The organism is Naumannella halotolerans, assembly GCF_004364645.1.
Taxonomy (GTDB): domain Bacteria; phylum Actinomycetota; class Actinomycetes; order Propionibacteriales; family Propionibacteriaceae; genus Naumannella; species Naumannella halotolerans.
The window spans coordinates 1,000,295-1,024,808 of sequence record NZ_SOAW01000001.1; the positions used below are offsets into that span (position 1 = coordinate 1,000,295).

The following is a 24,514-nucleotide window of genomic DNA, read 5'->3' on the forward strand; positions in this document are numbered from 1 at the left end:
GAACTGGTGGAGTGCAGCGGTCGTCGGGTGGTGAATGTGGGAGAGTTCATCGATGCAGCATTCGAGTCCGCAAGCCACAGTGTCGGGGTCGCTCGGCATCGGCATGGTCGGGTACGCCTTCATGGGCCGGGCCCACTCCCAGGGGTGGCTCGGGGCACGGGAGTTCTTCTCCCCTCCACTGTGGCCGCAGTTGCGTACTGTCGCCGGACGCAACCGTGCCGGTGCCCAGGAGCTGGCCGATCACTTCGGCTGGGGTGGGGTGACCACCGATTGGCAAGACCTGTTGTCCGACGACGGGATCGGTCTGGTCGACATCTGCACCCCGGGTGACACCCACGCCGAGATCGCCATCGCCGCACTCGAGGCAGGTCGGCATGTGCTGGTGGAGAAACCGATGGCGAACACCGTCGCCGAGGCCGAGCGGATGGCCGCCGCGGCCGAACGCGCCGCGGCACGCGGTCAGATCGCCATGGTCGGATTCACCTACCGTCGGGTGCCGGCGGTGCAGTTGGCCCGACAGATCGTCGCCGAGGGCAAGCTCGGCACGATCAGGTTGATCCGCGCGGAGTACCTGCAGGACTGGCTGGTGGATTCGGCCGCGCCGTTCACCTGGCGCTCGGACCGGGAACTGGCCGGTTCGGGTGCGCTGGGTGACATCGGGGCGCATGCGATCGACCTGGCGCAGTTCGTCAGTGGGGAGTTGATCACCGAGGTCTCCGGGTTGCTGGACACCGCGGTGGCCACCCGTACCGATGCGGAGGGGGTGGCGCAGGAGGTGACCGTCGACGACACGGCGGCTTTCCTCACCCGCTTCCAGGGCGGGGCAGTGGGCAACTTCACCGCCACCCGGATGGCGACCGGGCGGAAGAACTCACTCCGGCTGGAGATCAGCGGCGAACTGGGGGCGATCTCCTTCGACCTGGAGGACCTGAATGTGCTGCAACTGCAGGACACCTCCGAGGGTGACCGCGCGGGGTTCCGCCGGATCGATGTCACCGAACCCAGCCATCGGTACCTGTCGGGGTGGTGGCCGCCGGGACATGCGCTGGGTTATCAGCACGGTTTCACCCACCAGGCGCTGGACCTGTTGAACGGGATCGCGGCGGGTGAGAACCCTCGGCCCACCTTTGCCGATGCCCTCGGTGTGCAGCGGGTGCTGCAGTCGGTCGAGGACAGCGCCCGCGATCGCTCCTGGGTCGCGGTGGACCAGCTGGCCAGGACAGACAACTGACGGCAGCGCACGGACGGCCCACAGGCCGCGGTGGAATCGGCAGAAACATTCGTCATTCGGTCACTGCTGCCACATACGGCAGCGATGGCCGAATAACGACCGCAAATGCCTGTGCCCCGACATGCACGCCCAAGTCGTGCCGGTCTTCGGCCGGCTGCCGGGTCACAAGTTGATTGCGACGACCACCGGCACCATCCGGCCGGGTCTAGGGTGCGGCCATGTCGAACGCAGCTGGACAGGTCCGCAGGGCCGGCTCGATCACCGTCTTCGCCGGTGCCGCCGCCGGGATCGATGATCGTTGGGCGAAGACTGCCTACGAGCTGGGGCGGTTGATCGCCCAGGGGCCGGGGACGCTGGTCTTCGGGGCCGGCGGCACCGGACTGATGGGTGCGGTCTCCGACGGCGCACTGGACCACGGCGGGCACGTCGTCGGTGTGATCCCGGAGTCCATGATCGAGAAGGAGTGGGCCCGGCCCGATCTGACCGAGCTGATCGTCACCGACGGGATGCACGAGCGGAAGAAGATCATGGCCTCGCGCGCCGACGGGTTCATCTGCCTGCCCGGTGGGGCAGGGACCCTGGAGGAACTGGTCGAGATCTGGAGTTGGGTGAACCTCGGGTTCCTCGACAGCCGGATCGTGCTGCTCGACGACAACGGTTTCTGGCAGCCGCTGCTGGAGCTGGTGCAGCACTTCGAGCGTTCGGAGTTCCTCGGCGAACAGACCCGGCGACAGCTGCTGGTGGCCGAGGATCCGGCCGAGGCATTGGTCATGGCCCTGGGCTGAGTTTCCGGGTCCACCCAGCGGGGCGGCTGCGGTGACATTCCGGATGGGATCGGTGGTGTGCGCTGGGGTGGGCCGGCCCGCGACCGGCGGACCTGCCCGAGGGGAAAGCGGGCCACCTCGGCTGGCGTGCTCCGAGCTCTGGATGACCGGTAGGGACGGCGAAGGCCCCGCCCGGACCGGCGTACCGGACTGGGCGGGGCCTTCGGCTTCGATCCGCAGTGGGTCAGTGCACCTCATGGGTCAGTGCACCTCATGGGTCAGTGCACCTCGTGGGTCAGTGCACCTCGTGGGTCAGTGCACCTCGTGGGTCAGTGCACCTCGGCGCGGATGGCGGAGATCTCGATCATCTCCTCGCGGGGGACGACCTTGATCCGCTCGCGGCCGTGCGGCTCGCCCAGCGCACGCTCGTGGGCGTCCAACTGCAGCCAGCCCTCGAGAGTCGTGTAGTTCACGCCCTTCTCGGACAGGAACTCCAGCACCGCATCCTCCGAGGGCTGCTCCGGGGCCGGCAGCGACTCGACATCCTCCAGCAGGTTCTTGATGGTCTCGGCGGCGTCGGACTTGGTGTGACCGATCAGGCCCACCGGACCACGCTTGATCCAGCCGGTGGCATAGGCATGCGGCAACTGCTCGCCGTCCTCGCCGAGAACCCGTCCGCCCTCGTTCGGGATCACCCCGGCGACATGGTCGAAGGGCAGGCCCGGCAGCGGGGAGGAGAGGTAGCCGATCGCGCGGTAGACCGCATCCACGTCCCAGTCGGTGTACTCGCCGGTCCCGCGGACCGTTCCGTCGCCGACCAACTCGGTCCGCTCGGTGCGCAGACCGGTGACCTTGCCGTCCTCGCCGAGAACCTCCACCGGGCTGGCGCAGAAGTGGATGTGGATCCGGTGGGCGGCACCGGTCGGCTCGTTGTCCAGCCACTTGAGCAAGGTGTCGACGACCATCTTGGTCTGCTTGCTCTTCTGGATCGCCTGCTCGCTGCCCTCGTCGATCTCGAAGCCCTCGGGGTGGACCAGCACGTCGACATTCGGCGAGTGGTTCAGCTCGCGGAGTTCCAGCGGGGTGAACTTGATCTGGGCCGGGCCGCGACGGGCGAAGACGTGGACGTCGGAGGCCTGGTTCGCCTTCAGCCCCTGGTAGACGTTCTCCGGGATCTCGGTGACCAGCTGCTCATCGGCGGTCTTGGCCAGCACCCGGGCGATGTCCAGGGCGACGTTGCCGGCGCCGAGGACGGCGACCTTCTCGGCATGCAGCGGCCATTCGCGGCCGACATCGGGGTGACCGTCGTACCAGGAGACGAAGTCGGCCGCGCCGTAGCTGCCGTCGAGCTCGATGCCCGGGATGTTCAGCGGCCGATCAGCCATGGCACCGGTGGCCACGATCACGGCGTCGTAGAACTTCAAAGCCTCGTCGAAGGTCAGATCGGTGCCGAACTCGACATTGCCCAGGAAACGGATTCCCGGCTTCGCCAGCACCCGGCCGAGGGCCTTGATGATCTCCTTGATCCGGGGGTGATCGGGGGCCACACCGTAGCGGACCAAGCCGTAGGGAGCGGGCAACCGTTCGAACAGGTCGACCGTGGCCCCCGGGTGGTTGTTGGTCAGGATGTCGGCGGCGTAGGTACCTGCCGGCCCGCCGCCGATGATCGCCACGCGAAGGTCGCGCATGTTGTGTGTGCCTTCCTCGATACTTCAGGTCTCGTATTCAGACGTGCCTTAGGTGAGCCTACCTACCGCTGGTGACGGATCGGATGCGAGTTTGCTCACGTTGACGCCTGGCCCCAGCGTCTGGGGATGTCCACCGTTCCAGTGCACTCTAGGCGCCATCGGGCGTCGGACCTGGTACGTGCCGCCCACTGGACAGCGGTTGCGGACCGGCCGGTCTGTTGTAGAACCCGCGCCCTTAGGCTGATCCGATCACCTCGTACCTCAGCAGGAGACGGCCATGGCCCATGAACCGATGTTCGACCCCGATGATCCGCTGCTGGCCCGGCTCCGGGAGATCGCCCTGGCCCTGCCCGAGGCAGCGGAGAAGGTGTCCCACGGCCGGCCCGCCTTCCACACCGTGAAGGTCTTCGTCTACTTCGGAGGATCGATCAAGGTCGACGGCTCCTGGGAGCAGCACCCACAGTCGGTGTTGCTGTACGCCGATCTGCTCGGGCAGACCCAGCTGCGCTCCCGTCCGGACAGCTTCATCCCCGGCTACCTCGGGGGCAGCGGCTGGACCGGTCTGGACCTGGGCCCGGCCACCGATTACAACGAGATCGCCGACCTGATCGAGGAGTCCTACCGGCTCACCGCGCCGAAACGGCTGCTGCGGGCCTTGGACGACTGAACCGACGCTCGGCGGATGCGATGCGCCGGGGGTGACCACGGGCTCCGGCACCGTGGTGGTGCCGGCGCCCGTCGTCGCCCCGGACGAGCCGCTAGAAGGTGAACCAGCTGAACAACAGCACCGCCAGTCCCAGGCCGACGACCAGGTTCACCCCGGTGGCCGCGGCGAAGACCGCGATCGGTCGCCAACCCGCCTCCCGCAGTGACCTCGCCTTGAACTCCAGGCCGATGCTGACGAAGGCCAGGATCAGGAACCAGGTACGGAGGTCGTTGGCGACGTCGATCGCCGCCTCGGAGGTCTCCGGGGAGACCGAGGCCGCGTAGATGGTGGCGATCACCGAGGCGGCGATGAAGCCGAGCACGAACTTCGGGAAACGATCCCAGAACGCCCGAACGGTCGGTCGTCCCTCACCCGGTCGGCGCTCGATCTTGATCGCGAAGTAGGCCGTCAGCGCCACCGCGGCCACGCCGAGCAACGCATTCTGGGTGGTCTTCACGATGGTCGCGATCTGCAGCGGTTCCTCGCCGGCGATCGCACCGGCCGCCGAGACTGCGGCAGTGGTGTCGATGTTGCCGCCGATCCAGGCACCGGTCACCGCTGGGCTGAGCCCCAGCAGCCCGGACAACCACGGCAGCAGGAAGATCGACGGCAGGGCGAAGAGGATCACCAGGCTCGCGGTGTAGGCGAGTTGCTCCCGTTTGGCCCGGACCGCTCCGGCAGCCGCAATGGCCGCGCTGACACCACAGATGGACACTGCCGCAGCCAGCAGTGCGCGCAGTTTGTCGTCCAGGCCGAGTTTCCCGCCGATCCACCAGGTGAACGCGAAGACGATCGAGATCAACAACATCGCCTGGGCGATCGCCGGGCCGAGCGCCTTGATGATCACGGCGAAGTTGATCGACGCGCCCAGCAGCACCAAACCGGTCTTGATGAAGAACTCGGTACGGAACGCCGCGGCAAGCCGTTCCTTGATCCGCAGGGCCGCCAGGACGGCATTGCCCAGCAGCCCCAGGGCGATCGCGTAGACCGGGAACTCGATCGCGTCCGCGACCCGGCCGAAGCCCGTGCCCTCGGTCCACTCCGGTACGCGGTCGGTCAGCACCCGGGTGAGATAGGCCAGGCCGATGACCACCACCAGCCCGGCGATCACCCCGACCACCGTCACCGGAGGTCGCTGTTCGTCCTCATAGGCCTCCGGCGTGGTCTCCTCGGTGGGTGCTGGTGGCACCGGTGTGCCCTGCGCGTCGCTGCGGTGGTCATGGTGCAGATCGGGTCGGGAGTCACTCACGGGATCACTCCGTCCGGGATCAGTCCGGTCAGCGCTGCGGCCAGCAGTGCCAGGCCGACGACCACGGCTGCCCAGTCCTCGCTGATGGAGAACTTGCCGTGTTCGCGGGGGTCGGGTTCGGCGGCGGCGCTGGGCTGGGGGTTGCTGCTCATGTCGTACCTCACTTCCTGTCAGGGCACGACATTAAAGTGAACCAACTGGCTACAGATTGGTCTCAGCATCCGGTCGCGCTTGACGCGGTCCGGTCTGTTCCAGTCCGAGCCGCTCGGCGAGGAAGGTGTAGGCCAGTGCCTGCATGAACGCGCGCTGTTCATTGGTCGCCGCGCCACCGTGCCCGCCCTCGATGTTCTCGAAGTAGGTGACATCGGCACCGGACTCGAGCATCAGGGCGGCCATCTTCCGGGCATGTGCGGGATGCACCCGGTCGTCGCGGGTGGAGGTGGTGAACAGGATCGGCGGATAGGTCCGTTCGGGATCGAAGAGGTGGTACGGGGAGAAGGTCCGGATGAACTCCCACTCCTGCGCCAGGTCGGGGTCGCCGTACTCGGCCATCCAGGAGGCGCCGGCCAACAGGTGCCGGTAGCGCAGCATGTCCAGCAAGGGCACCTGGCAGACGATCGCCCCGAACAGCTCGGGGCTGCGTACCAGCAGGTTGCCGACCAGCAGTCCGCCGTTGGAACCGCCTTGCACCCCCAGGTGCGCGGGGCTGGTGATCCCGCGCGCGATCAGGTCGCGGGCGACCGCCTCGGCGTCCGCGTAGGCACGGTGACGATGCTGCTTCAGCGCGGCCGTGTGCCAGCGGGGGCCGTACTCGCCGCCGCCGCGGATGTTCGCCACCGCATAGGCGCCGCCGCGTTCCAGCCAGCCGGCGCCGAGCGGACCGGAATAGGTCGGGGTCAACGAGATCTCGAATCCGCCGTATCCGTAGAGCAGGGTCGGGGTGCTTCCGTCCGGCTCGAGGTCGGCGCGGCGGACCAGGAACCAGGGCACCTGGGTACCGTCGGCCGAGGTGGCGAAGTGCTGTTCGGCAACCAGTCCGGAGGCGTCGAAGAACGCCGGTGTCGACTTCAGCGGCCGGCTGTCGACGAGCGCCCCGGAGCCGTCGAGTTCGACCAGCGAGAGACTGGTGGGCGAACAGAAGTCGGTCTCGTACCACCACAGGTCGTCACTGCTGAGCGGATCCACCGCGGCGACGGCGATCGTCCCGACGGCGGGCACGCCTTCCACGGGGCGGGGGGAGAAGGCCCCCGATCCCGGGGTGAGCACCTCGACCCGGCTCTTGACGTCGTCGAGCAGGGTCAGCACCAGATGGTTCCGGGTCCAGGTCGAACCTGACAGCGACACCGACTCGGTGGGCGCGAACGCGGTACGGAAGTCCCGGTCGCCGGCGAGGAAGGCCGTGAAGTCGATCAGCAGCAGTGAACCGGCGGCGTGGACGGTCTCGCCGAGCGTCCAGTCCTCACGCAGTTCGACGCTGAGCCACTCACGGTGCAGATCGATCTCGGCCGAGGCCGGGACGTCGATCGGGACCGGCCCGTCGTCGGTGAGCAGTTGCACCTGCGAGGTCCAGAAGGTCGGTCGCGTGATCAGCAGGGTCCGCTCGAATCCGGGCGTGTCGTCATGATGGGCGCCGACGTACATGTCCTCGGCCCGGCCGCTGATCAGCGTCTCGGCGACCTCCAACGGGGTGTCACGATGCCAGCGTCGGACGGTTCGCGGATAGCCCGAGTCGGTCATCGATCCGGGGCCGAAGTCACGGAAGACGAGCAGGGTGTCGGCGTTCTCCCAGACCGCACCGCCCTTGGACTCGGGCAGGCTGAAGCCGTCGTCGACGAACTCGTGGGTGTCGAGGTCGAACTCGCGGACGACGTCGGCATCGGCGCCGCCCCGGGACAGGCTGACCAGTGCCCGCCGGTACGCGCCGTCCCCGCCACGCAGCACCTGCGCGCCGTGCCAGACCCAGTTCTCCGCCTCGGCATCACCCAGTGCGTCGAGGTCGAGCAGTACCTCCCACTCGGGATCGTCGTCGGCCCAGGACTCGGGGGAGGTACGTCGCCAGAGGCCACGCGGATGCTCGGCATCGGTCCAGAAGTTGTAGACGAGATCCCCGCGGCGTACCGGCGTCGGGATCCGGGCGTCGGAATCGAGGATCGCCCCGATCCGTGCGGCCAGGTCGGCGAACCCGTCGGTGGCCACCAGGTCGGCCGCGCGCTCACCGTTGCGGGCGCGTACCCATTCCAGGGAGGCCTCGCCCTCGACATCCTCCAGCCAGGCGTAGCGATCCTGCGTCATCGATCTCACTCTCGTCTCGAAGTCCGTCTGCCGTTCCCGCCCATGCGTACCACGGACTCCGGCGGGCAGAACTGTGGACGGGCTGCCCCTCCACGCATCTCATCGGGAGCTCTGGTGACCTGAACGGCCCGTGAGGTCGGCATAACTTCCGACAAGATGGGTGAGCGCGGGCTGGTAGGTGAACAGACACCCCGCCGGTACGGTGGGGCGCATGTGCCCCCGCCCCGCCTCCTTCGTCGCGGTGCTGGCGGCTCTGACCCTGGCGGTGAGCAGCAGCGGATGTTCACTGGTGGGCCGGACCATCGAACAGGGAAACGCCGTCGAACTGGAACTCGATGCGATCGCCGGGATCGGCGGCCGTGACCCCGAACCGGGACTGGCGATGGCCGGACACCTGGCAGTCGCCGAGAACGGTCTGGCCGTGGTCGACGCGAGCACCGGCGAACCGAGCGCGGTCTACCCCGAATCGGCCGTCGTCGCCAGCCCGCAGGTGGTGCACATCGCCGAGGACGGCTCAGCCCTGGTCGCCGACGGCGAAACCGGCGAGGTGCCGCAGTTCTTCCGGATCCAGGGTGACGAACTCGACCGGTTCCCGCTGCCCGACCTGACCGGCAGCGGCGACCGGCTGACCGAACTGAGCGTGATCGGCACCAGCACCGGCGCGATCACGATCAGCGCCTGCACCGAGTCCTCGGAGGTGAAGTACCTGGCCGGCCTCGACCCGGTCACCGGTGCGATCCTGTGGCGCGCGGAGTCCGACCGGGGCAGTGCCTGCCTGCCCGATGCGGTCGGTGAGTTGCACGAATCGACTGCGGTGGCGGTGGCGGTCGGTACGGCCGAGGAACCGACCCAGCGGGTCTTGGACCAGCGCACCGGGACCGTGCTGAACGACTGGAGCGAGGACCTGGTGGTCGGCAGTGCGTTCCTGCGCGGTGAGCAGGTGATCGCCTTCGACCTGCACGGGCAGGTTGCCTCCTGGCCGCTGGGCGACAACCGGGTTTCCTGGTCCACCCCCAGTTGTCTGCGGACCGATCGCGGGGCCGCCTGGCGGTGGGGCAGCGAGGTCGGGACGATGCCGATCGGTGCGACCTCGGTGCGGTATGCCACCTTGATCTGCGGTGAGGAGTCGATGCTGATCGATTTCAGCGCCGGCACGAGCATTCCGACCGAGACCGACGCACCGGCGAGTGAGGAACGTCTGTCCACCGGCAGGTTCACTGTGTTGCTGAGCGACGGCACCCTGTCCGGCCGGGACGAACTCAGTGGCACCGAGGCCTGGTCCGAGTCCCTGGAACTGGAGCCCGGGGAGGCGGTGACCTTGGCAGCGACCACTGGTCAGGCCCAGCCCCTGGTGGCGCTGGAGATCACCCAGCCCAGTGAGGACGGCCGGCTGATCGAGTCCCAGCGGGTGCAGGTGATCGATCCCGAGACCGGGGAGGTCGTGGCACGATCCACCGACGGATTCGTCAGCGCCCGGGCGGGGTCGGCCATGTTGGTGGTCGACCAACGCCGTCAGCGGGTACTGCTGGTACCGAATCCGCAACGATGAGCTGCGGTTGGCACAGGTCGATGCGGCTGGCACAGGTCGAGGCGGCCGGCTCGGTGTCCGGCTGATTCCGGCTCGGCGGACCTGAGGTCCGGATCGGCCCCGGTGGCAGGCGGCTGCCCTAGGCTGTCGCCCGTGGGAGAGACTGCCGGGCGCGACGACCGGATCACCTTGCGATTCATGACCACCCCGGCAGACACCGCGGCCGGTGGTCGGTCGGTGGCTGCGGGCAGCGTCATGGAGTGGATCGACAAGGCCGGGTACGCCTGCGCGGTCGGCTGGTCGGGTGCGTACTGTGTCACCGCCTATGTGGGCAATGTCCGCCACACCCGGCCGATTCCGCCGGGCAGTCTGGTCGAGGTGCAGGCGCGGATCATCCACACCGGCCGCAGCAGTATGCATGTGGCCGTCACTGTCTGTTCGGCCGATGTCAGCGACCACCGGTACTCGCCGGCGACCGCCTGCGTGTTGATCTTCGTCGCCAAGGACGCCGATGGCGCCAAGGCGACAGTGCCGGTGTGGGAACCGCTGACGGCTTCGGACCGCCAACTGGCCCGGATCGCCCTGGAACGCATCGAGCTGCGAACCGAGATCAAGACCCGGATGTTGGCCGAGGAGTTCACCGAGGCGACTGCGGCGCCGCGGACGACGCTGCGATTCCTGGTCCCTCCGTCGGTGGTGAACTGGGGCGGGAAAGCCCACGGCGGGACCGTCATGCGCTGGATCGACGAGGCCGGGTATGCCTGCGCCACGGCATGGCTGGGCCAGGGCCCCGAGCCTGCGGCGGCCGACTCGGCGATCGCGGTCTACTCCGGAGGAATCCACTTCCTCAACCCGGTACGGATCGGCGATCTGGTCGAGTTGGAGGCCAGAGTGCTCCACACGACCGAGCGGAGTATGCACCTGAGTGTGCTGGTCTGGTCGGCCGATCCGCGCCACCCCCGGGAGCGATCGCTGACCACCTTGTGCCAGACGATCTTCGTTGCTGCCGGTGATCATGGTGCGCTGCCGGTGCCGCAGTGGGATCCGGAACTGCCCGAGGATCGTCGCCACGCCGAGCACGTCACCGAGCTGATCGAACTGCGCAAACAGATTGCGCCGCTGCCGGTCGATCTCACCCTGCGGGCATGATCATCGGCTGAAGTATCTGCGCAACCTGGTCCGGCCGCCGGCCTTCGGTGTGGAGGACCCGGAGCCGAACCGGACCCTCGGCACCAGCGCAGCCAGCCGTCGGCTGCGGCAGACACCGAGCCACAGCCCGGCACCGTAGGCGAGGTCGTCCAACCGGCGAAGGATGCCGAAGCGCAGCAGGTCCAGTTCGGGTCGCTGCCGACGGTGGGCCGAGACGACATCGGTGAGGGCCGCGATCAGCAGCACGCGACGGGCGCGGACCGAGCACAGGGCGGCGAGCAGGGACAGCGGCCAGTAATGGCGAACCACCGCCGAGGACAGATGCCGCACCGAGGAGACCGTTGCCCTGCCCACCAGGTCGGCGGCCAGGAGCTGCGGATGCCGGTAACCATCCAGGCGCCGGGACAACCGGGCCATGGTGATCAACAAGGTGAGGGCCATGACCGGTGGCGACCAGCGACGCTGGGCCACCGCGGCGATCACGACCAGCAGCAACCATGGTGGCAGCTGTACCGGGCTGACCGCCTGGCGGTGACGCTGTGCCAACGGCGCCGCCGAGGTCCCGTAGAAGGCCTTCCGGGTCAGCCATTGCGCCATCCGTACCCGATGACCATGGTGCACCCGGGAGCGCGGCTCGTATCGCACCTGCCAGCCGGCCGACAGCACCCGCCAGACCAGATCGACGTCCTCGCCGCAACGCATGGACTCGTCGAAACCGTCGACCAGCAGCTCGCGCCGACCGAGCAGAGCGGCACTGGGCACATAGCTGATCAATCGGCCCGGGCCGACCGGCCCGGGGTCGGGACCCAGGTCCAATGACGATGCAGCGCGCTCGTAGGCGTGGAGAAGTCGATCAGCATCGGTGGCCGGCAGTCCGAGCACCCGGGGTGCGACCAGGCCGACCCCCGGATCGTCCAGATGTGCCCGCAACAACGCCAGCCAGCCCGGCTGCGGCACCACATCGGAGTCGACGAGGGCGACGAAGGCGGTGGTGCAATGGCGTACCCCCGTGTTGCGGGCCGCAGCAGGACCGCGATTGACCGGATGTCTCACCAGTTGTGCGCCGTGACGATGGCAGAGGACCGCGATCGGTTCGGGATCCGCCGATCCGTCGTCGACCACGACCACCTCCACACCCGCCAGTGCGGGAAGTAGTCGGGCGAGCTGTTCGGGCCGGTCCTTGATCGGGATCACCACGGTGATGTCGCCGGTCTCACCGGGCACCTGGCCGATCTGCGGATCGGCGAAGCCACCGTCCAACAACAGGCGGACCAGCCTGGCCTCGACGCCCGGCCGGGACCGCAGTCGCTGCTCGGCGGCCAACCGCAGCCCCGACCGCAGATGCATCACTCGGCCCGCGCTGCCCCCGACCAGGGTCCGGCCGTTGTCGAGCACCCGGGTGTGCCTGGACAACACGACCTCGAAGCCCGTCGGCGGTTGCCGCTCGCCGGGAGGAGCAGGCAGTGGCGGAGGGCCTTTGCTGCCGGATCCGGGAGCGTGGGCGGCGGTCGAACTCCGGTGAGTGCCGAGCAGGCTCATCGGCCGGCCACTTCGGCACCCAGCCGGCCGGCGGCCGAGGTCACCGGGGTGGTGATCGCCTCGACCAGCCGATCCACGATCCCGGCGAAGTGCTCGGCGCCGGCCTTCCCGGTGGCCCGGGTCGGATCGCCGAGGACGCCGCTGGCGCTGACCCCACGCACCCCGTCCAGCAGCATCGAAGGCAGCAATGCCGAGAGCGGCTGCGTCACTCCCGGAGCCATCGCGGGAAGATCGACCAGCTCGGGCCGCAGGTGCAGCACCAGCGAGGTCTCCCAGGCCCCGGCGTGGCTGTCACGGTCGTCGGCGGCCGACGCCGCTGGGGCGCAGGCGAACCAGGTCACGTCGCGGCCCTCGTACCGCAGCCGGGCCACCGCCTGGGTCAACGGCGCCAGATTCCCGCCATGGGCATTGACGATCACCAGACGAGAGGCCCACCGCAGGCACGACCGGCCATACTCCAACAACAGCAGTTGCAGTGCGTGGGCACCCACCGAGACCGTGCCCGGGAACCCCTCATGTTCACCGCTGGCGCCGTAGCTGATGGCCGGTGCGACCAGGATCCGGCCCTCGAGTTTCCCCGCCGCCGCCGCAGCCACCCGTTCGGCGATCAGGGTGTCGGTGATCAGTGGCAGGTGCGGACCGTGTTGTTCCACGGCGCCCAGCGGGAGCAGCACCAACGATTCCGGCGCGGCGGCCAGCTCGGGCCAGCACCGCTCGCCGAGCGGAGCCGTCATGATCAGACCTTGGGCATGCTGCTCATACCGGCCAGCGGGCTCTCGTCACAGGCGCTCGCCGGACGTCGCGGCAGCAAGGTCAAGGGCACCGGTGCATTGCGTACCTTGCCCTTGTGCGAGTGGTCCTGCGAGGGCGAGGGCTTCGCGCTCCGGTCGGCTGCGAGGGTCTGTTCGGCATTGCCCTTCACACATTCGGGATCCGGTCCGTCCAGCGGCAGACCGGTGAAGAACTTCGCTGCCATGCACCCACCACGACAGGCATCGAAGGCCGAGCACGAGGTGCAGGCACCACCGGTCTGCGGGTTGCGCAGTTCGGCGAACAGCGGGGCGTCCTGCCAGACCGCGCGGAATCCGCCTTCCTGACCGACATTGCCGGCCTTGAAACGATCATGGATCGCGAACGGGCAGGCATAGACGTCACCGACCGGATCGACCAGGCAGACCACCCGGCCGGCACCGCACAGGTTCAGCCCGGGCAGCGCATCACCGAAGGCGGACAGGTGGAAGAAGGAGTCACCGGTCAGCACCCGGTCGCCATTGGCGACCAGCCAGTCGTAGAGCTCACGTTGCTGTTCGGGCAGCGGATGCAGATCGTCCCAGACATCGGCGCCCCGTCCGGAAGGGCGCAGCCGGGTCAGCCGCAGTTGTGCACCATAGGTGTCGGCAATCGCCTTGAACTCGTCGAGCTGGCCGATGTTGTGCCGGGTGCAGACGACCGACATCTTGAAGTCCCGCATACCGGCGGCCTGCATGTTCGCCATCGCCCGCAGCGCTGCGTCATAGGTGCCGGCACCGCGGATCGGGTCGTTGACCTCGGCGGTCGCTCCGTCCAGGGAGATCTGCACGTCCACGTAGTCCGTGGCCGCCAGCTTCGCCGCCCGCTCGGGGGTGATCCGGAACCCGTTGGTGGAGAACTTCACCCCGACGTGGTGCTCGACAGCGTAGTCCAGCAGTTCCCAGAAGTCCGGCCGGACCGTGGGTTCACCACCGCCGATGTTGACGTAGAAGATCTGCATCCGCTCGAAGGTGTCGATCAACTCCTTCGCCTCGGCGGTCGACAACTCGTTCGGATCACGTCGCCCGGACGAGGACAGGCAGTGGACGCAGGACAGATTGCAGGCATAGGTGAGTTCCCAGGTGAGGCAGATCGGTGCGTCGAGGCCGTACTCGAACTGTTCGACCAGGGTTCCGGGGCTGGGCGTGTTGGACCGCGACTCGTTTCGATCGATGCCGGCCGGGGCCTGGGGTGCGAGGGTCATGCGGTGGTCTCCTGGAGGATTCCCTGACCGGCCAAGGAACGCAGCGCGATCAGATAGGCATCATGGTGGGCGGGGTCCACCCCGGCCCTGGCCAAGGCGTCACCGACCGTTCCCGCCGTGCCCAGGTCCTCGACCACGGCAGCCAACTGCGGCGTCTTCAGGAAGCTGAGCTGGCGGGTGTGGAAGTCGTAGGCCAGGGCGCCGAACGGCTCGGGGCGCAAGGAGACCGACGGGCTGAGCCGCCAGTTCCGGTCGGTCAGGGTCGGGGCGGCCGTCATCAGTACACGCCGCACATACCGTCGATGGAGACCTCCTCGACCAAGGACTCCTCGGCGACCACCGGATCCGGTGCCTGCGGCTGCTCGGGAACATCGCCCGAGCGGTCCTGGCCGGCAGAGGTGGTCTGGAGTTCCTCGGCGGCAGCTGCGTTGGGGGTGACGGGCATCTTCGACCTCCTGATCATCACGGAGAGGGTGCTTCTCCGCTGCGTCTTGCCAACCTAGGCAGCGGTCGGGTCGGCGGATACTCCCGTGCAGGGCCGGGTCGGCCTGTCCGGTCGGGCAGGACCGACCTCCCTTCGCCGCCCGTTTCGCAATCCTCGTCTGTTCGGCACCGGTCCTACGCCCTAGCGTCGGCCGAAACCCGCCCCCGACACCGGTCGGTTCATGATCGAGTCCTCGGGTCGGCGGCACCATCAAAGGAGATGTGCAGATGCAAGTAGAAGAACTGCTGAAACCGTTCCCGATCAAGGAGTTCCACCCCTTCCCCCGGGCGCTCCTGGGACCCGGGTCGCACGAGATCATCGGTCCGGAGGCGAAGAAGCTGGGCTTCAAGAAGATCTTGGTGATGACCTCCGGGCTGCGCGGGACCGGCATCGTGGAGAAGATCGTCGGTTCGTTGGAGTACCACGGCCTGGAGACCGTGCTGTACGACAAGGTCGAGTCCAATCCGAAGGACTACAACGCGATGGACGGCGCCAAGCTGTACATGGAGAACGACTGCGATTCCTTCGTCTCCATCGGTGGCGGTTCCTCCCATGACGCCTGCAAGGGTGCGCGGATCGCGGTGGCCCACGACGGACGCAATGTGAACGAGTTCGAGGGATTCAACAAGAGCGAGAACCCGAAGAATCCGCCGCACATCGCCGTCTCCACCACCGCCGGCACCGGGTCGGAGACCTCCTGGGCCTATGTCATCACCGACACCACCACCGACCCGAGCAAACCGCACAAGTACGTGGCCTTCGACGACGCGGCGGTGGCGACCCTGGCGATCGACGACCCGGTGCTCTACTACGACTGTCCGCGGCATTTCACCGCCCAGTGCGGGTTCGATGTGCTGGCCCACGGCTCGGAGCCCTATGTGTCACGGCTGAACTTCGAACCGTCGCTGGGCAATGCGATCCGGTCGATCGAGCTGACCTCCCAGAACCTGGTGAAGGCCACCTGGAACGGTTACGACCTGGCTGCGCGCGAGGGCATGATGTATGCCCAGTACATCGCGGCACAGGCGTTCAACTCCGGCGGTCTCGGGATCATCCACTCGATCAGTCACGCCACCAGCGCCTTCTTCGACACCCACCATGGTCTGAACAACGCGATCGCACTGCCGCGGGTCTGGGCATTCAACCTCTCCACCGAGTACCAGCGGTTCGCCAACATCGCCAAGGCGATGGGTGTCGACACCACTCACATGACGACCGTGCAGGCTGCCGACGCAGCGGTGGCGGCGGCGATCCGGCTGCTGCGCGACTGCGGCATCCCGGAGAAGATGACCGACATCACCAAGGAGACGCACGAGAAGAACCGCCTGGGTGAGGGCCCGACCGAGTACTACAAGGAACACCCCACGGTCAGCGGTGACCCGGAGACGATCGACAACGTGACCAACCACGTCCTCGGTGACTCCTGCACCGAGGCGAACCCGCGCGAGTGCACCTTCGAGACGGTACGCCCGGTCGTCGATCACACCTACAACGGCGACCTCGACGATCTGCTGACCTGATCAGCCGTGCCGGAGACGGCGTCGCTGACGCCGGCCCCGGACGAGGTGAACACCGGACCGCCTGGATCCAGGCGATCTTGATCCCGCATGTCGATTCAGGACGGGACGTGGGGGAGGGGTACGGCGACGAGCCGGCCTCCGTACCCCCACGTACCCGTCATCGGTGCCCCCGGCACCCACCGCAGGACGCGACAAGGAAGTAGCCATGGCACACACCGCCGATGACCGGCCCGAAACCGGTGCCGACCCACGATCCGCCCGACCATCCACTGCGACGGCCGACGACCCGCCGGCCCAGCCGGACGGCTTCGCTTCGGTGGAGGACGTGGGACGCGCACTGGCCGCTGTCGGCTACGTCACCGACGAGCGGATCTCCGCCACCGTCTACCTGGCATGGCGTCTCGGCCGGCCGCTGTTGTTGGAGGGACCGGCCGGGGTCGGGAAGACCGAGCTTGCCCGTAGCCTGGCCCAGGCCCTGGGTCGGGACCTGATCCGGTTGCAGTGCTACGAGAGCCAGGACGAGTCCAAGGCCTTGTACGAATGGGATTACGGCAAGCAGTTGCTCTACACCCAGATCCTGCGCGACAAGATCGCCGATGTCGTCGGTGAGGCACCCGACCTGGAGTCGGCGGTGGACCTGATCGCTGATCGCGACGAGGTGTTCTTCTCCCCGAGGTTCCTCTCCGAACGTCCGTTGCTGACCGCGATCCGCAGCCCCGAGCCCACGGTGCTCCTGATCGACGAGATCGACCGCTCCGACGAGGCGCTGGAGGCTGTGCTGCTGGAGACTCTGGCCGAGAATCAGATCTCGATTCCCGAGATCGGCACCATCGTGGCCACCCACCCGCCGCTGACCCTGTTGACCTCCAACAACACCCGAGAGCTGTCGGCGGCGCTGAAGCGGCGCTGTCTGCACCTGTTCCTGGACTACCCCGATCACGACCGGGAGCTCGACATCGTCCGGTCCAAACAGACCGGGCTGGACGAGGCGGTCGCCGACGAACTGGTCGGCCTGGTACAGCAGTTGCGCGCACTGGACCTGCGGAAGGCGCCCTCCATCGCCGAGACGGTGGACTGGGCTCGGACGCTGGCCATCCTGGATGCCGATGCGCTGAGCGAGGAGCTGCTGACGACGACGGCGAATGTGGTGATGAAGCACGAGCGTGATCTGGGCCGTGCGGTCGCCCACATCCGGCACCGATTCGGCAACGGATCGCCCGGAGCGGAGGAACCATCGACTGCCGACGGTGGTGGTCGGCCGACCCCGGTCGCCGGACGGGACCCGTCCCGCCGCGACGGTCCCGGATCGAAGGTCGGTGGTGACGTCGACGCCGAAGCGGCGCGGGCGATCCGCGACTCCAAGGAGGTGCCGCACCGACATGGTGCGGCTGCCTTCTTCGGTGCCCGCGGTTCCTCCGAGGCCGCCGGTGCCCCACGGCAGGGAAGTCGTCGGCGGCCGCTGTGAGGATCGCGGATGAGGGCCGGCGGGACACCGGGCCCGCCGGTGGGGTCGAGTCGGACACCGACGAGCACTCCGACGCCGATCCGCAGACGATGGAGGTCTGCCTGCTGGCATTCGCCGAGGCCCTGCGACGCAACGGCATCCGGGTCAGTACCGCCGAGATCGTCGACGCCGCCGTGGCAGCCCGACAGCCGGGAATGGTACGCAGCCGAGAACGGCTGTCGGCCGCACTGCGGTCCTGCATCGTGACCCGGCCCCGGGATCTGTCGACCTTCGACGCGGTGTTCGCCCTCTTCTTCGCGCTGCGGCCGGTGGATCTGCCAACCGCCTCCGCCGGACAGGACGCGGAGGGACTGCTCGGGCCCGAGGTGGGCTCGAACGCCGAGATCGGCGACATGGCCCTGGTCGACGCCACGAAGGACGTGGGCCAGATCGACAGCGGGTCCTCGGCGGAGGCGGACATGCGGGAGTTCTTCGACCCCGAGTCGCTGAAGCAGGGACGCAACCTCGACGAGGACGCAGACCTGGCCGATCTGGCGTCGATGTCGGACGAGATCTCCTTCTCACCGTCGGGTGCCGGATCACGAGGCCAGGGGATGAAGGTGCAGCTCGACGTCTCCCGTACCCGAGGTGACGAACCGGCCGGTGCGCTCACCCCGGCCACCGGTCAGGCGATCGACCTCGACCTCAGCGGCGAGGAGGAGAATCAACTGCTGGCCTGGCTCGGCGCCGGTGGCACTCCAGCGGGCCCCGACGACACCGATCCGGACCTGCTGAGTGCCCTGCTGCAGCGATTGCCCGAGCAACTGGCTGCGCACCTGCAACGGCTGATGAACCTGCGCCGGACCGTACCCGAGCTGGACGAGCCGTCGGTGCTGGACCGGATCTCACCGGCCGAGGAACAGGAACTGGAGAACTCGTTGCGGCAGCTGGCGCACAGCCTGCGCGGCGGACTCAGCCAGAAGCTGCGGCCACACCCACGCGGCCGGGTCGCACCGGCCGCGACCGCCCGGCGCAGTATGCGGTTCGACGGTGTCCCCTTCCGGCCCGTCACCGTCTCCCGGGTACGGGAGAAGCCGAAGGTCGTGGTCCTGGCCGATGTGTCCCTCTCGGTCCGTGCGACGGCCCGATTCACCCTGCATGTGGTGCACGGGATGCAGGCGCGGTGGGGCAGGGTCCGATCGTTCGTCTTCGTCGACGAGGTGGCCGAGGTGACCGAGTTGTTCGCCGCCCACCCGATCGAACATGCCCTGGGCCTCACTTTCGGCGGCGACGTCCTCGACACCGAGGCCAACACCGACTACGGCGCGGTGTTCACCCAGTTCGCCGACGACCATGCCGGTGCGATCGACCACCGGACCTCCCTGCTGGTCCTGGGCGATGCCCGCAGCAACGGCAAGGATCCCGCCGTCGACACCTTCGCCGAGCTCGCCCGCGCCGCCAGGACGACCATCTGGTTGACGCCGGAACCCAGCTACTCCTGGGGCCTGGGTGCCTGCGCCCTGGCCGAGTACGCCGAGCACTGTGATCGGGTGGAGGTCGTCCGCGACCTCCGTGCGCTGGAACGTACCGCCGAGTCGATGAGTGAGGTCCGACCATGATCATCGAGGCGGCCGGCCGAGTGCCGGCGCCCCCCTCGCCGGCCGCCCGCGTAACGGCGGACGGGAGATGATCATGGGACTCGAGCGGCTGGACCTGGACACACCGATCGACGCCTTCGCGCCCCTGGTCGACGGGGCCTATGTCGATCCGGTCGTGACCGTCCGCCGGGTGGGCCGCCGGGACCGGCGTGGGCGGGGTATCCACACCACCAGCTTCGACCTGCACAACCGCGACGCACGGCTGGAGGTACGGCACTGCCTGCCGCCCGAGGAGCTCAGCAACACGCTCTCGGTCCGTCTGGCGAGCGAGCTGTTCGAGACCGGCTGGTTGCGTGGCTCGACGCTCTTCGAACGGATCTTCACCGGGATCGTCCGCTCGTTCGCCGAGGATCCGCTGGACTCCTGGGAGCTGTTCTACCGCAACACCATGGCCGGCCGGCCGACTCCGCCCCCCGGCGGGGGAGAGGATGCCACCCTCGGCCCGGTCCATGATCATCTCCACGCGCTGCTGACCGAGGACACGATCGGGTCGGTGCTCGATCTCGCGAGCTGTTTCGGCTTCCTGCCGCTGGAGCTCTCCGCACGGGGTTTCGACGTCACCGCGACCGATGCCGATGCCGACATCGTCGAGCTGCTCGCCGCCGTCGCCGGCAGACTGCGCAGTGAGCTGCGGGTGGATCGCGTCGACGCCCGCCGGCTCCCGTACCGCGACAACTCTTTCGACACGGTGCTGGCCCTGCATCTGTTGGAACATCTGCCACCCGAGGATGGTGAATCGGTGGTGGAGCAGGTGATTCGCGTGGCCACCCGGCGGGCGATCATCGCGGTGCCGTTCGAGGACGAACCGAACGAATCCTACGGCCACCTACGCACGATCGCTCTGTCCGATCTGCACCGGTGGGGCGAACGGAGCGGGCTGCCGTACCACGCCTACGAACACCACGGGGGATGGTTGATCATCGACTGCGGCCGCAGCTGATCGCGTGGTTCAGAGCAGACCCGCCTTCGTCGCCTCGTAGACCGCTTCGGCCCGCCCGGAGGCGCCGAGCTTGCGCAGGATGTTGCCCACATGGAACTTCGCCGTGGTCTCGGAGATGAACAGCTCGGCCCCGATCTCCTTGTTCGACATCCCGCCGGCGAGCAGCCGCAGCACCTCCTCCTCCCGCGAGGTCAACCGCTTGGTCTCCACCTCCGGAGCAGCGTTCAGACCCCGCACCATGGCCGCGGCCGAGCGGGCATCGAAGGCGCTGCCACCTCGCGCCACATCGCGGATGGCGCGGAGCAGACTCGTGGTGTCGACATCCTTCACCACATAACCCCGGGCACCGGCCCGGATGGCACGCAGGATCAGCGCCTCGTCCAGGAAAGTGGTCAACACCAGCACCGCGACCCCGGGATGCTGCGAGGTCAACTTCTCGCAGAGCTCCAGGCCCTCGGTGTCGGAGGAACTGGAGAGCTTCAGATCCAGCAGCACCACATCGGGGGCGGTCCGCTGCACCATGATCATCGCCTCGTCGGCGGTCGACGCCTCGGCCACCACCGCGAAGTCCTGCTCCCGTTCGAGGATCGAACGCAGCCCCTGGCGGACGATGGCATGATCATCGACCAACATGATCCCGACCGCCTCGGATTCGGCACGCACCTCCTTGCCGGCCGCCGACCGGTCGGCAGCACCCGTCCCTCGGGGAACCTCGTGAACGGTCATGATCGACTCCTGTCTGCAGGCTGATGCGGACCGACGAGTCCGGAGATCACTCCGGGGCCGACCCGCAGGGGAAGGGGGAGATGCATCTCCAACCGAGGACCGCCGATCCTGGACTGGCTGAACCGGACCTCGCCGCCGAGTTCGGCCACCCGGCTCTCGATGTTCGCCAGACCGCGGTGTCGCCCGTCGACCACCGACTCCCGGGAGCGCGCGAGGGCCTCGGTCAGGTCGGCGGCCCTGCCCTTGCCGTCGTCGGCGACGGCGACCAACAGGTCCTGGGGTCCGTAGCGGAGTCGGATCACCGCCCGGGTCGCCTCGGCATGGGCGCTGACGTTGAACAGGGCCTCACCGACGGCCCTGGCCAGCTCGTGACTGGCATCGGCCGGGATCGGGCAGGGGGTGCCGACCATCCGGACCCGGACGTCCAGACCGGGTCGGTGATGGGCCGCCACCTCGTTCAGCAGATCCGGCAGAGAGGCGACGGTCTCGTGGTGGGGTTGATGCAGGGCATAGATGGCGCGTCGCAGCTGCTCGACCGCCTGTCCGCACAGCTGTTTGGCCGACTCCAGACTGCGGGCGGCCAGGCCGGGATCGAAATCGGGATCGCTCAGTGAGCCCCGGACCAGTTCCAGTGACATCCCTGCCGACAGCACGACCTGGGTCACGCTGTCGTGCAGTTCGCGGGCGATCCGGTGCCGCTCGGCGTCGAGCAACTCCCGCTGTTGGGCCAGCGTCAGCCGCTCCTGGGCCTGATTCAGCTCGGCGGTCCGTTCGGCCAGTTCGCGGGTCCGCAGATCGGCCTGGGCATACAGCTCCCGTGCCTGCCGGTGCATCTGCTGACCGGCCTGATACTGCTGGGAGGTGTGCAGGCTGACCGCGGCGAGGTTGGCCAGGATGCCGAGGACCGACAGATCAGCCGGTTCGGACAGGTCGGCCGGACTGGGCAGCGCCAGCAGATATCCCACCTCGGTGTTGCCCAGCGTCATCGGGGTGCCGATCCAGCCATCGGAGAGGTCGGGTCGGCCGCGGCGGAGGGTCGCGGCCAGCCGGTCGATCGGTACGGGCAGGCCCTCGGTGTCGGTACGTACCTGCAACTCCGCGTCGATGATCATCATCCGCGGCAGCGCACCCGGCAGGGCACCGTCGACCAGACCGAGCAGCACCCAATCGGCCTGCAGGTGATGGGCCGCGGTACGGGCGATCTCCTCCAGCACCCCACGGGGGCCCTCGACGGTCCGGACCAGCGCCCGGGAGATCGCGTCCATCGCCTCGACGGTGCGTTCCAGCCGTTCGTCGGAGCGGCGGTAGGCACGGTAGAAGGAGCGCTTGCCCGACCGCACACCGGTCAGTGCGGCCACATCGGGGCCGAGGGGTTCGGCAGTGGTCATCACCTCACCCAATTCCCTGCCGGTGCGAGTGTCGGGTCAGGTCGGTGCTCACAGCGCCGCTCGGAACAGTGATTCGATCTCGGCAGCCGAGGAGGAACGGGGATTGGTGGTCAGGCAGGCATCGTCGAGGGTCCCTTGGGCCATCTCCGGCAGTTGCTCCTCGGTCACCCCGAGCGCGCGCAGTCCCTTCGGCACACCGACCTCGTCGGCCAGCGCGCGTACCCGTTCGGCCAGCAGTTCGGCTGCCTCCAGACCGGGCATGCCGTGGGCCGGGAGTCCGGCAGCCAGCGCCAGATCGACGAACCGCTCGGGGGCGGCGCGGGCATTGAAACGGATCACATGGGGCAGCAGCACCCCGTTGATCAGCCCGTGCGGGGCATCCAGCAGCCCACCCACCTGGTGCGACATGGCATGGGTGGCGCCGAGAATCGCGTTGGTGAAGGCGAGTCCGGCGTTCAGGGAGGCCTGGGCCATCTGCTGCCGGGCCTGCTCGGCCTGTCGGCTCACCATCTGTTGCAGGTTCCCGGTGACCAGCCGTACCGCGGCCAGGGCGTGCATATCGGTCAGCGGGTTGTGCGCCAGGGAGACGAAGGCCTCCACCCCGTGGGTGAGGGCATCCAGACCGGTCGAGGCTCCCAGGTCGTCGGGCATCGTGGACAACAGCCGCGGGTCGGTGATCGAGACGTCGGGTACCAGTGCCCGACCGATCATGGTCACCTTCACCGAACGCGCGGTATCGGTGACGATGCAGAACTGGGACACATCGGCACCCGTCCCGGAGGTGGTGGGGATCATCACCGTGGGTGGGATCGGGTTGCGTACCTTGTCAAGTCCGGCGAAGGAGAGGATGTCGCCGTCGTTGCTGCTGAGGACGGCGACTCCCTTGGCTGCGTCGATGCAGGACCCGCCGCCCAGGGCGACGATCACATCCGATCCGGTCGCGCAGTAGTACTCGTGGGCGGCGCGAATCTCGTGGTCCTTGGGATTCGGGCTCACCTGCGACCAGACACTCGGGCGCAGACCGGCCTCGCGCAGATGCATGATCAACTCGTCCAGCCAGCCGGCCTCGATGATCCCGGGATCGGTGACCACCAGCGGGCGCTGACCGCCCAGCCGGGCCGTGGCATGTCCGGCTTCGGCGAGCGAGTCGTGGCCGAACACGACCTCCGGGGCCTGGAACTTCAGCAGGCCGACCTCATCGCGTTCGGGGATCGGCGCACCGTGGGCGATCGGGGTCGTTCGTAGGGTCGCGGTCGGTACGGTCGGGTCGTCCGGGGATCGCCGGGCGGTCTCGACCGACCGGGCCTTCGTCATTGAAGCGCCCATGGGTCACCTCCTCGTGGGTGTCTACGCTACCTGCCGGGTCGTCGATGCGGAACTGCGCCGGTCGGTCGTCAGCTGAAACCACCGTCGGCGTGGACGATTCCGCCGTTCAGTGCCCGGCCGGCCGGGGACACGGCCAACCCGATCACCGCAGCCAGGTCCTCGGGGGAGAGGGTCGTCCGGATCAACTGGGACTGAGCCAGGTCGTCGATCCCGGTGCCGTAGATGTCGGCGGTGGCCGACAACATGTCGGTCCGGGTCGAACCGGGGGAGATCGCGGTGGCCGTCACTCCGGTGCCGACCAGATCGGCGGCCAGGGCACGGACGATTCCAACCACCGCATGTTTGGCCACCACATAGGCCGAGAGGCCGAACAGTCCCCGGTCGCCGGCGGCGGAGGCGATCGCGACGAACCTGGCGCCGGAGGGGTCCGGGCTGCGCAGCAGGTGCGGCACGGTCGCCACAGCGGTGTTCCACACACCACCGGCGTCGATGTCGATGAGTGCCCGCGCCTCCTCGGCCGGGGTCTCCCACAGCGGTGAGCCACCGGAGATGACCGCTGCCGCGGCGACCACGGCATCCAGCCTTCCCCAGCGTTCCAGCGCGGTCCCGGCGGCGGCGCGGAGCGCATCGAGATCACGGACATCGGCCCGTACCGCGACCACGGCATCGGGGTACGGCGCGACCACCGCCTCGAGTTGTTCGGCACCGGCCAGCGGGTGCGCCACCCCGGGCAGGTCATGTACGCCGCCGAGACAGGCGTCCACCGCGACCACCCGCAGGCCGTCGGCGACCAGGCGTCGCACCGCGGCCGCACCGATCCCGCGGGCGGCACCGGTCACCAGGGCCACCCGTGCCGGATCCGGTTGGCGGTTCACCGGTCTCCGTACCG

22 protein-coding genes are annotated in these 24,514 nt (G+C 68.4%); 9 read left to right on the forward strand and 13 right to left on the reverse strand.

The window, feature by feature from the left end:
* Window positions 1-52 precede the first annotated feature (52 nt).
* Both CLV29_RS04690 and CLV29_RS04695 read left to right on the forward strand, forming a co-directional pair.
* The gene (locus tag CLV29_RS04690; RefSeq protein ID WP_208292752.1) at window positions 53-1,231 is read left to right on the forward strand and encodes a Gfo/Idh/MocA family protein; all 1,179 of its coding nucleotides are present in this window, start codon (window positions 53-55) and stop codon (window positions 1,229-1,231) included.
* Window positions 1,232-1,449: 218 nt separating this feature from the next.
* Window positions 1,450-2,016 (forward strand): LOG family protein, encoded by a 567-nt coding sequence (locus tag CLV29_RS04695; RefSeq protein ID WP_133753865.1) that lies wholly within the window; start codon window positions 1,450-1,452, stop codon window positions 2,014-2,016.
* A gap of 308 nt (window positions 2,017-2,324) precedes the next feature.
* Here the strand turns inward: CLV29_RS04695 and CLV29_RS04700 are convergent, their stop codons facing one another.
* Window positions 2,325-3,683, reverse strand: coding sequence for an FAD-dependent oxidoreductase (locus CLV29_RS04700; protein ID WP_133753866.1), 1,359 nt, complete (start codon window positions 3,681-3,683; stop codon window positions 2,325-2,327).
* Between the two features lie 277 nt (window positions 3,684-3,960).
* Here CLV29_RS04700 and CLV29_RS04705 point away from each other — a divergent pair, with 277 nt between their 5' ends.
* Window positions 3,961-4,350, forward strand: coding sequence for an MmcQ/YjbR family DNA-binding protein (locus CLV29_RS04705; protein ID WP_133753867.1), 390 nt, complete (start codon window positions 3,961-3,963; stop codon window positions 4,348-4,350).
* Between the two features lie 91 nt (window positions 4,351-4,441).
* Here the strand turns inward: CLV29_RS04705 and CLV29_RS04710 are convergent, their stop codons facing one another.
* Genes CLV29_RS04710 through CLV29_RS04715 form a run of 3 tightly spaced genes read right to left on the reverse strand, consistent with a single transcriptional unit; the run spans window position 4,442 to window position 7,939 of the window.
* The gene (locus CLV29_RS04710) at window positions 4,442-5,638 is read right to left on the reverse strand and encodes a YeiH family protein (protein ID WP_243831723.1); all 1,197 of its coding nucleotides are present in this window, start codon (window positions 5,636-5,638) and stop codon (window positions 4,442-4,444) included.
* Window positions 5,635-5,790 (reverse strand): hypothetical protein, encoded by a 156-nt coding sequence (locus tag CLV29_RS16125; protein ID WP_166649129.1) that lies wholly within the window; start codon window positions 5,788-5,790, stop codon window positions 5,635-5,637. The genes CLV29_RS04710 and CLV29_RS16125 overlap by 4 nt, the downstream gene beginning before the upstream one ends.
* A gap of 49 nt (window positions 5,791-5,839) precedes the next feature.
* Complete coding sequence (locus CLV29_RS04715) at window positions 5,840-7,939, reverse strand: prolyl oligopeptidase family serine peptidase (protein WP_341799722.1); 2,100 nt, start codon at window positions 7,937-7,939, stop codon at window positions 5,840-5,842.
* A 202-nt stretch (window positions 7,940-8,141) separates the two neighbouring features.
* Here CLV29_RS04715 and CLV29_RS04720 point away from each other — a divergent pair, with 202 nt between their 5' ends.
* Together CLV29_RS04720 and CLV29_RS04725 are read left to right on the forward strand one after the other, a co-directional pair.
* Entirely contained in the window at window positions 8,142-9,479 is a 1,338-nt protein-coding gene (locus CLV29_RS04720; RefSeq protein WP_133753869.1) for a PQQ-binding-like beta-propeller repeat protein, read from the forward strand.
* Between the two features lie 132 nt (window positions 9,480-9,611).
* A complete protein-coding gene (locus tag CLV29_RS04725) occupies window positions 9,612-10,607 on the forward strand; it encodes an acyl-CoA thioesterase (protein ID WP_208292753.1) in 996 nt (331 codons plus the stop codon).
* Here the strand turns inward: CLV29_RS04725 and mftF are convergent, their stop codons facing one another.
* The 5 genes from mftF to mftA form a co-directional block, all read right to left on the reverse strand.
* The gene (mftF, locus tag CLV29_RS04730) at window positions 10,608-12,020 is read right to left on the reverse strand and encodes a mycofactocin biosynthesis glycosyltransferase MftF (RefSeq protein WP_208292754.1); all 1,413 of its coding nucleotides are present in this window, start codon (window positions 12,018-12,020) and stop codon (window positions 10,608-10,610) included.
* A 122-nt stretch (window positions 12,021-12,142) separates the two neighbouring features.
* Complete coding sequence (mftE, locus tag CLV29_RS04735; RefSeq protein WP_133753871.1) at window positions 12,143-12,880, reverse strand: mycofactocin biosynthesis peptidyl-dipeptidase MftE; 738 nt, start codon at window positions 12,878-12,880, stop codon at window positions 12,143-12,145.
* A gap of 2 nt (window positions 12,881-12,882) precedes the next feature.
* Window positions 12,883-14,139, reverse strand: a complete 1,257-nt coding sequence (gene mftC, locus CLV29_RS04740) for a mycofactocin radical SAM maturase (protein WP_133753872.1) — start codon at window positions 14,137-14,139, stop codon at window positions 12,883-12,885.
* Window positions 14,136-14,417 (reverse strand): mycofactocin biosynthesis chaperone MftB, encoded by a 282-nt coding sequence (mftB, locus tag CLV29_RS04745; RefSeq protein WP_133753873.1) that lies wholly within the window; start codon window positions 14,415-14,417, stop codon window positions 14,136-14,138. The genes mftC and mftB overlap by 4 nt, the downstream gene beginning before the upstream one ends.
* A complete protein-coding gene (mftA, locus tag CLV29_RS04750) occupies window positions 14,417-14,584 on the reverse strand; it encodes a mycofactocin precursor MftA (protein ID WP_133753874.1) in 168 nt (55 codons plus the stop codon). Before mftA ends, mftB begins: the two co-directional genes overlap by 1 nt.
* Window positions 14,585-14,850: 266 nt before the next feature.
* Between mftA and mdo the strand changes: the two genes are divergently transcribed.
* The 4 genes from mdo (at window position 14,851) to mftM (ending at window position 20,185) form a co-directional block, all read left to right on the forward strand.
* On the forward strand, window positions 14,851-16,143 hold the full coding sequence (gene mdo / locus CLV29_RS04755) for an NDMA-dependent methanol dehydrogenase (protein ID WP_133753875.1): 1,293 nt from the start codon (window positions 14,851-14,853) through the stop codon (window positions 16,141-16,143).
* 205 nt (window positions 16,144-16,348) lie between these two features.
* The gene (locus tag CLV29_RS04760; RefSeq protein WP_133753876.1) at window positions 16,349-17,608 is read left to right on the forward strand and encodes an AAA family ATPase; all 1,260 of its coding nucleotides are present in this window, start codon (window positions 16,349-16,351) and stop codon (window positions 17,606-17,608) included.
* Entirely contained in the window at window positions 17,605-19,206 is a 1,602-nt protein-coding gene (locus tag CLV29_RS04765) for a VWA domain-containing protein (RefSeq protein WP_133753877.1), read from the forward strand. Before CLV29_RS04760 ends, CLV29_RS04765 begins: the two co-directional genes overlap by 4 nt.
* A 67-nt stretch (window positions 19,207-19,273) precedes the next feature.
* Complete coding sequence (gene mftM, locus CLV29_RS04770; RefSeq protein WP_133753878.1) at window positions 19,274-20,185, forward strand: mycofactocin oligosaccharide methyltransferase MftM; 912 nt, start codon at window positions 19,274-19,276, stop codon at window positions 20,183-20,185.
* A 9-nt stretch (window positions 20,186-20,194) separates the two neighbouring features.
* Here mftM and CLV29_RS04775 read toward each other — a convergent pair whose 3' ends face one another.
* The 4 genes from CLV29_RS04775 to CLV29_RS04790 all read right to left on the reverse strand — a co-directional run bounded on the left by CLV29_RS04775 (window position 20,195) and on the right by CLV29_RS04790 (window position 24,500).
* The gene (locus tag CLV29_RS04775) at window positions 20,195-20,911 is read right to left on the reverse strand and encodes a MadR family response regulator transcription factor (RefSeq protein ID WP_133753879.1); all 717 of its coding nucleotides are present in this window, start codon (window positions 20,909-20,911) and stop codon (window positions 20,195-20,197) included.
* Window positions 20,908-22,299, reverse strand: a complete 1,392-nt coding sequence (locus tag CLV29_RS04780) for a GAF domain-containing sensor histidine kinase (RefSeq protein WP_133753880.1) — start codon at window positions 22,297-22,299, stop codon at window positions 20,908-20,910. The genes CLV29_RS04775 and CLV29_RS04780 overlap by 4 nt, the downstream gene beginning before the upstream one ends.
* Before the next feature lie 48 nt (window positions 22,300-22,347).
* Entirely contained in the window at window positions 22,348-23,625 is a 1,278-nt protein-coding gene (locus CLV29_RS04785) for an iron-containing alcohol dehydrogenase (RefSeq protein WP_243831724.1), read from the reverse strand.
* Window positions 23,626-23,693: 68 nt separating this feature from the next.
* Entirely contained in the window at window positions 23,694-24,500 is an 807-nt protein-coding gene (locus CLV29_RS04790) for a mycofactocin-coupled SDR family oxidoreductase (RefSeq protein ID WP_133753881.1), read from the reverse strand.
* Between the last annotated feature and the right edge of the window lie 14 nt (window positions 24,501-24,514).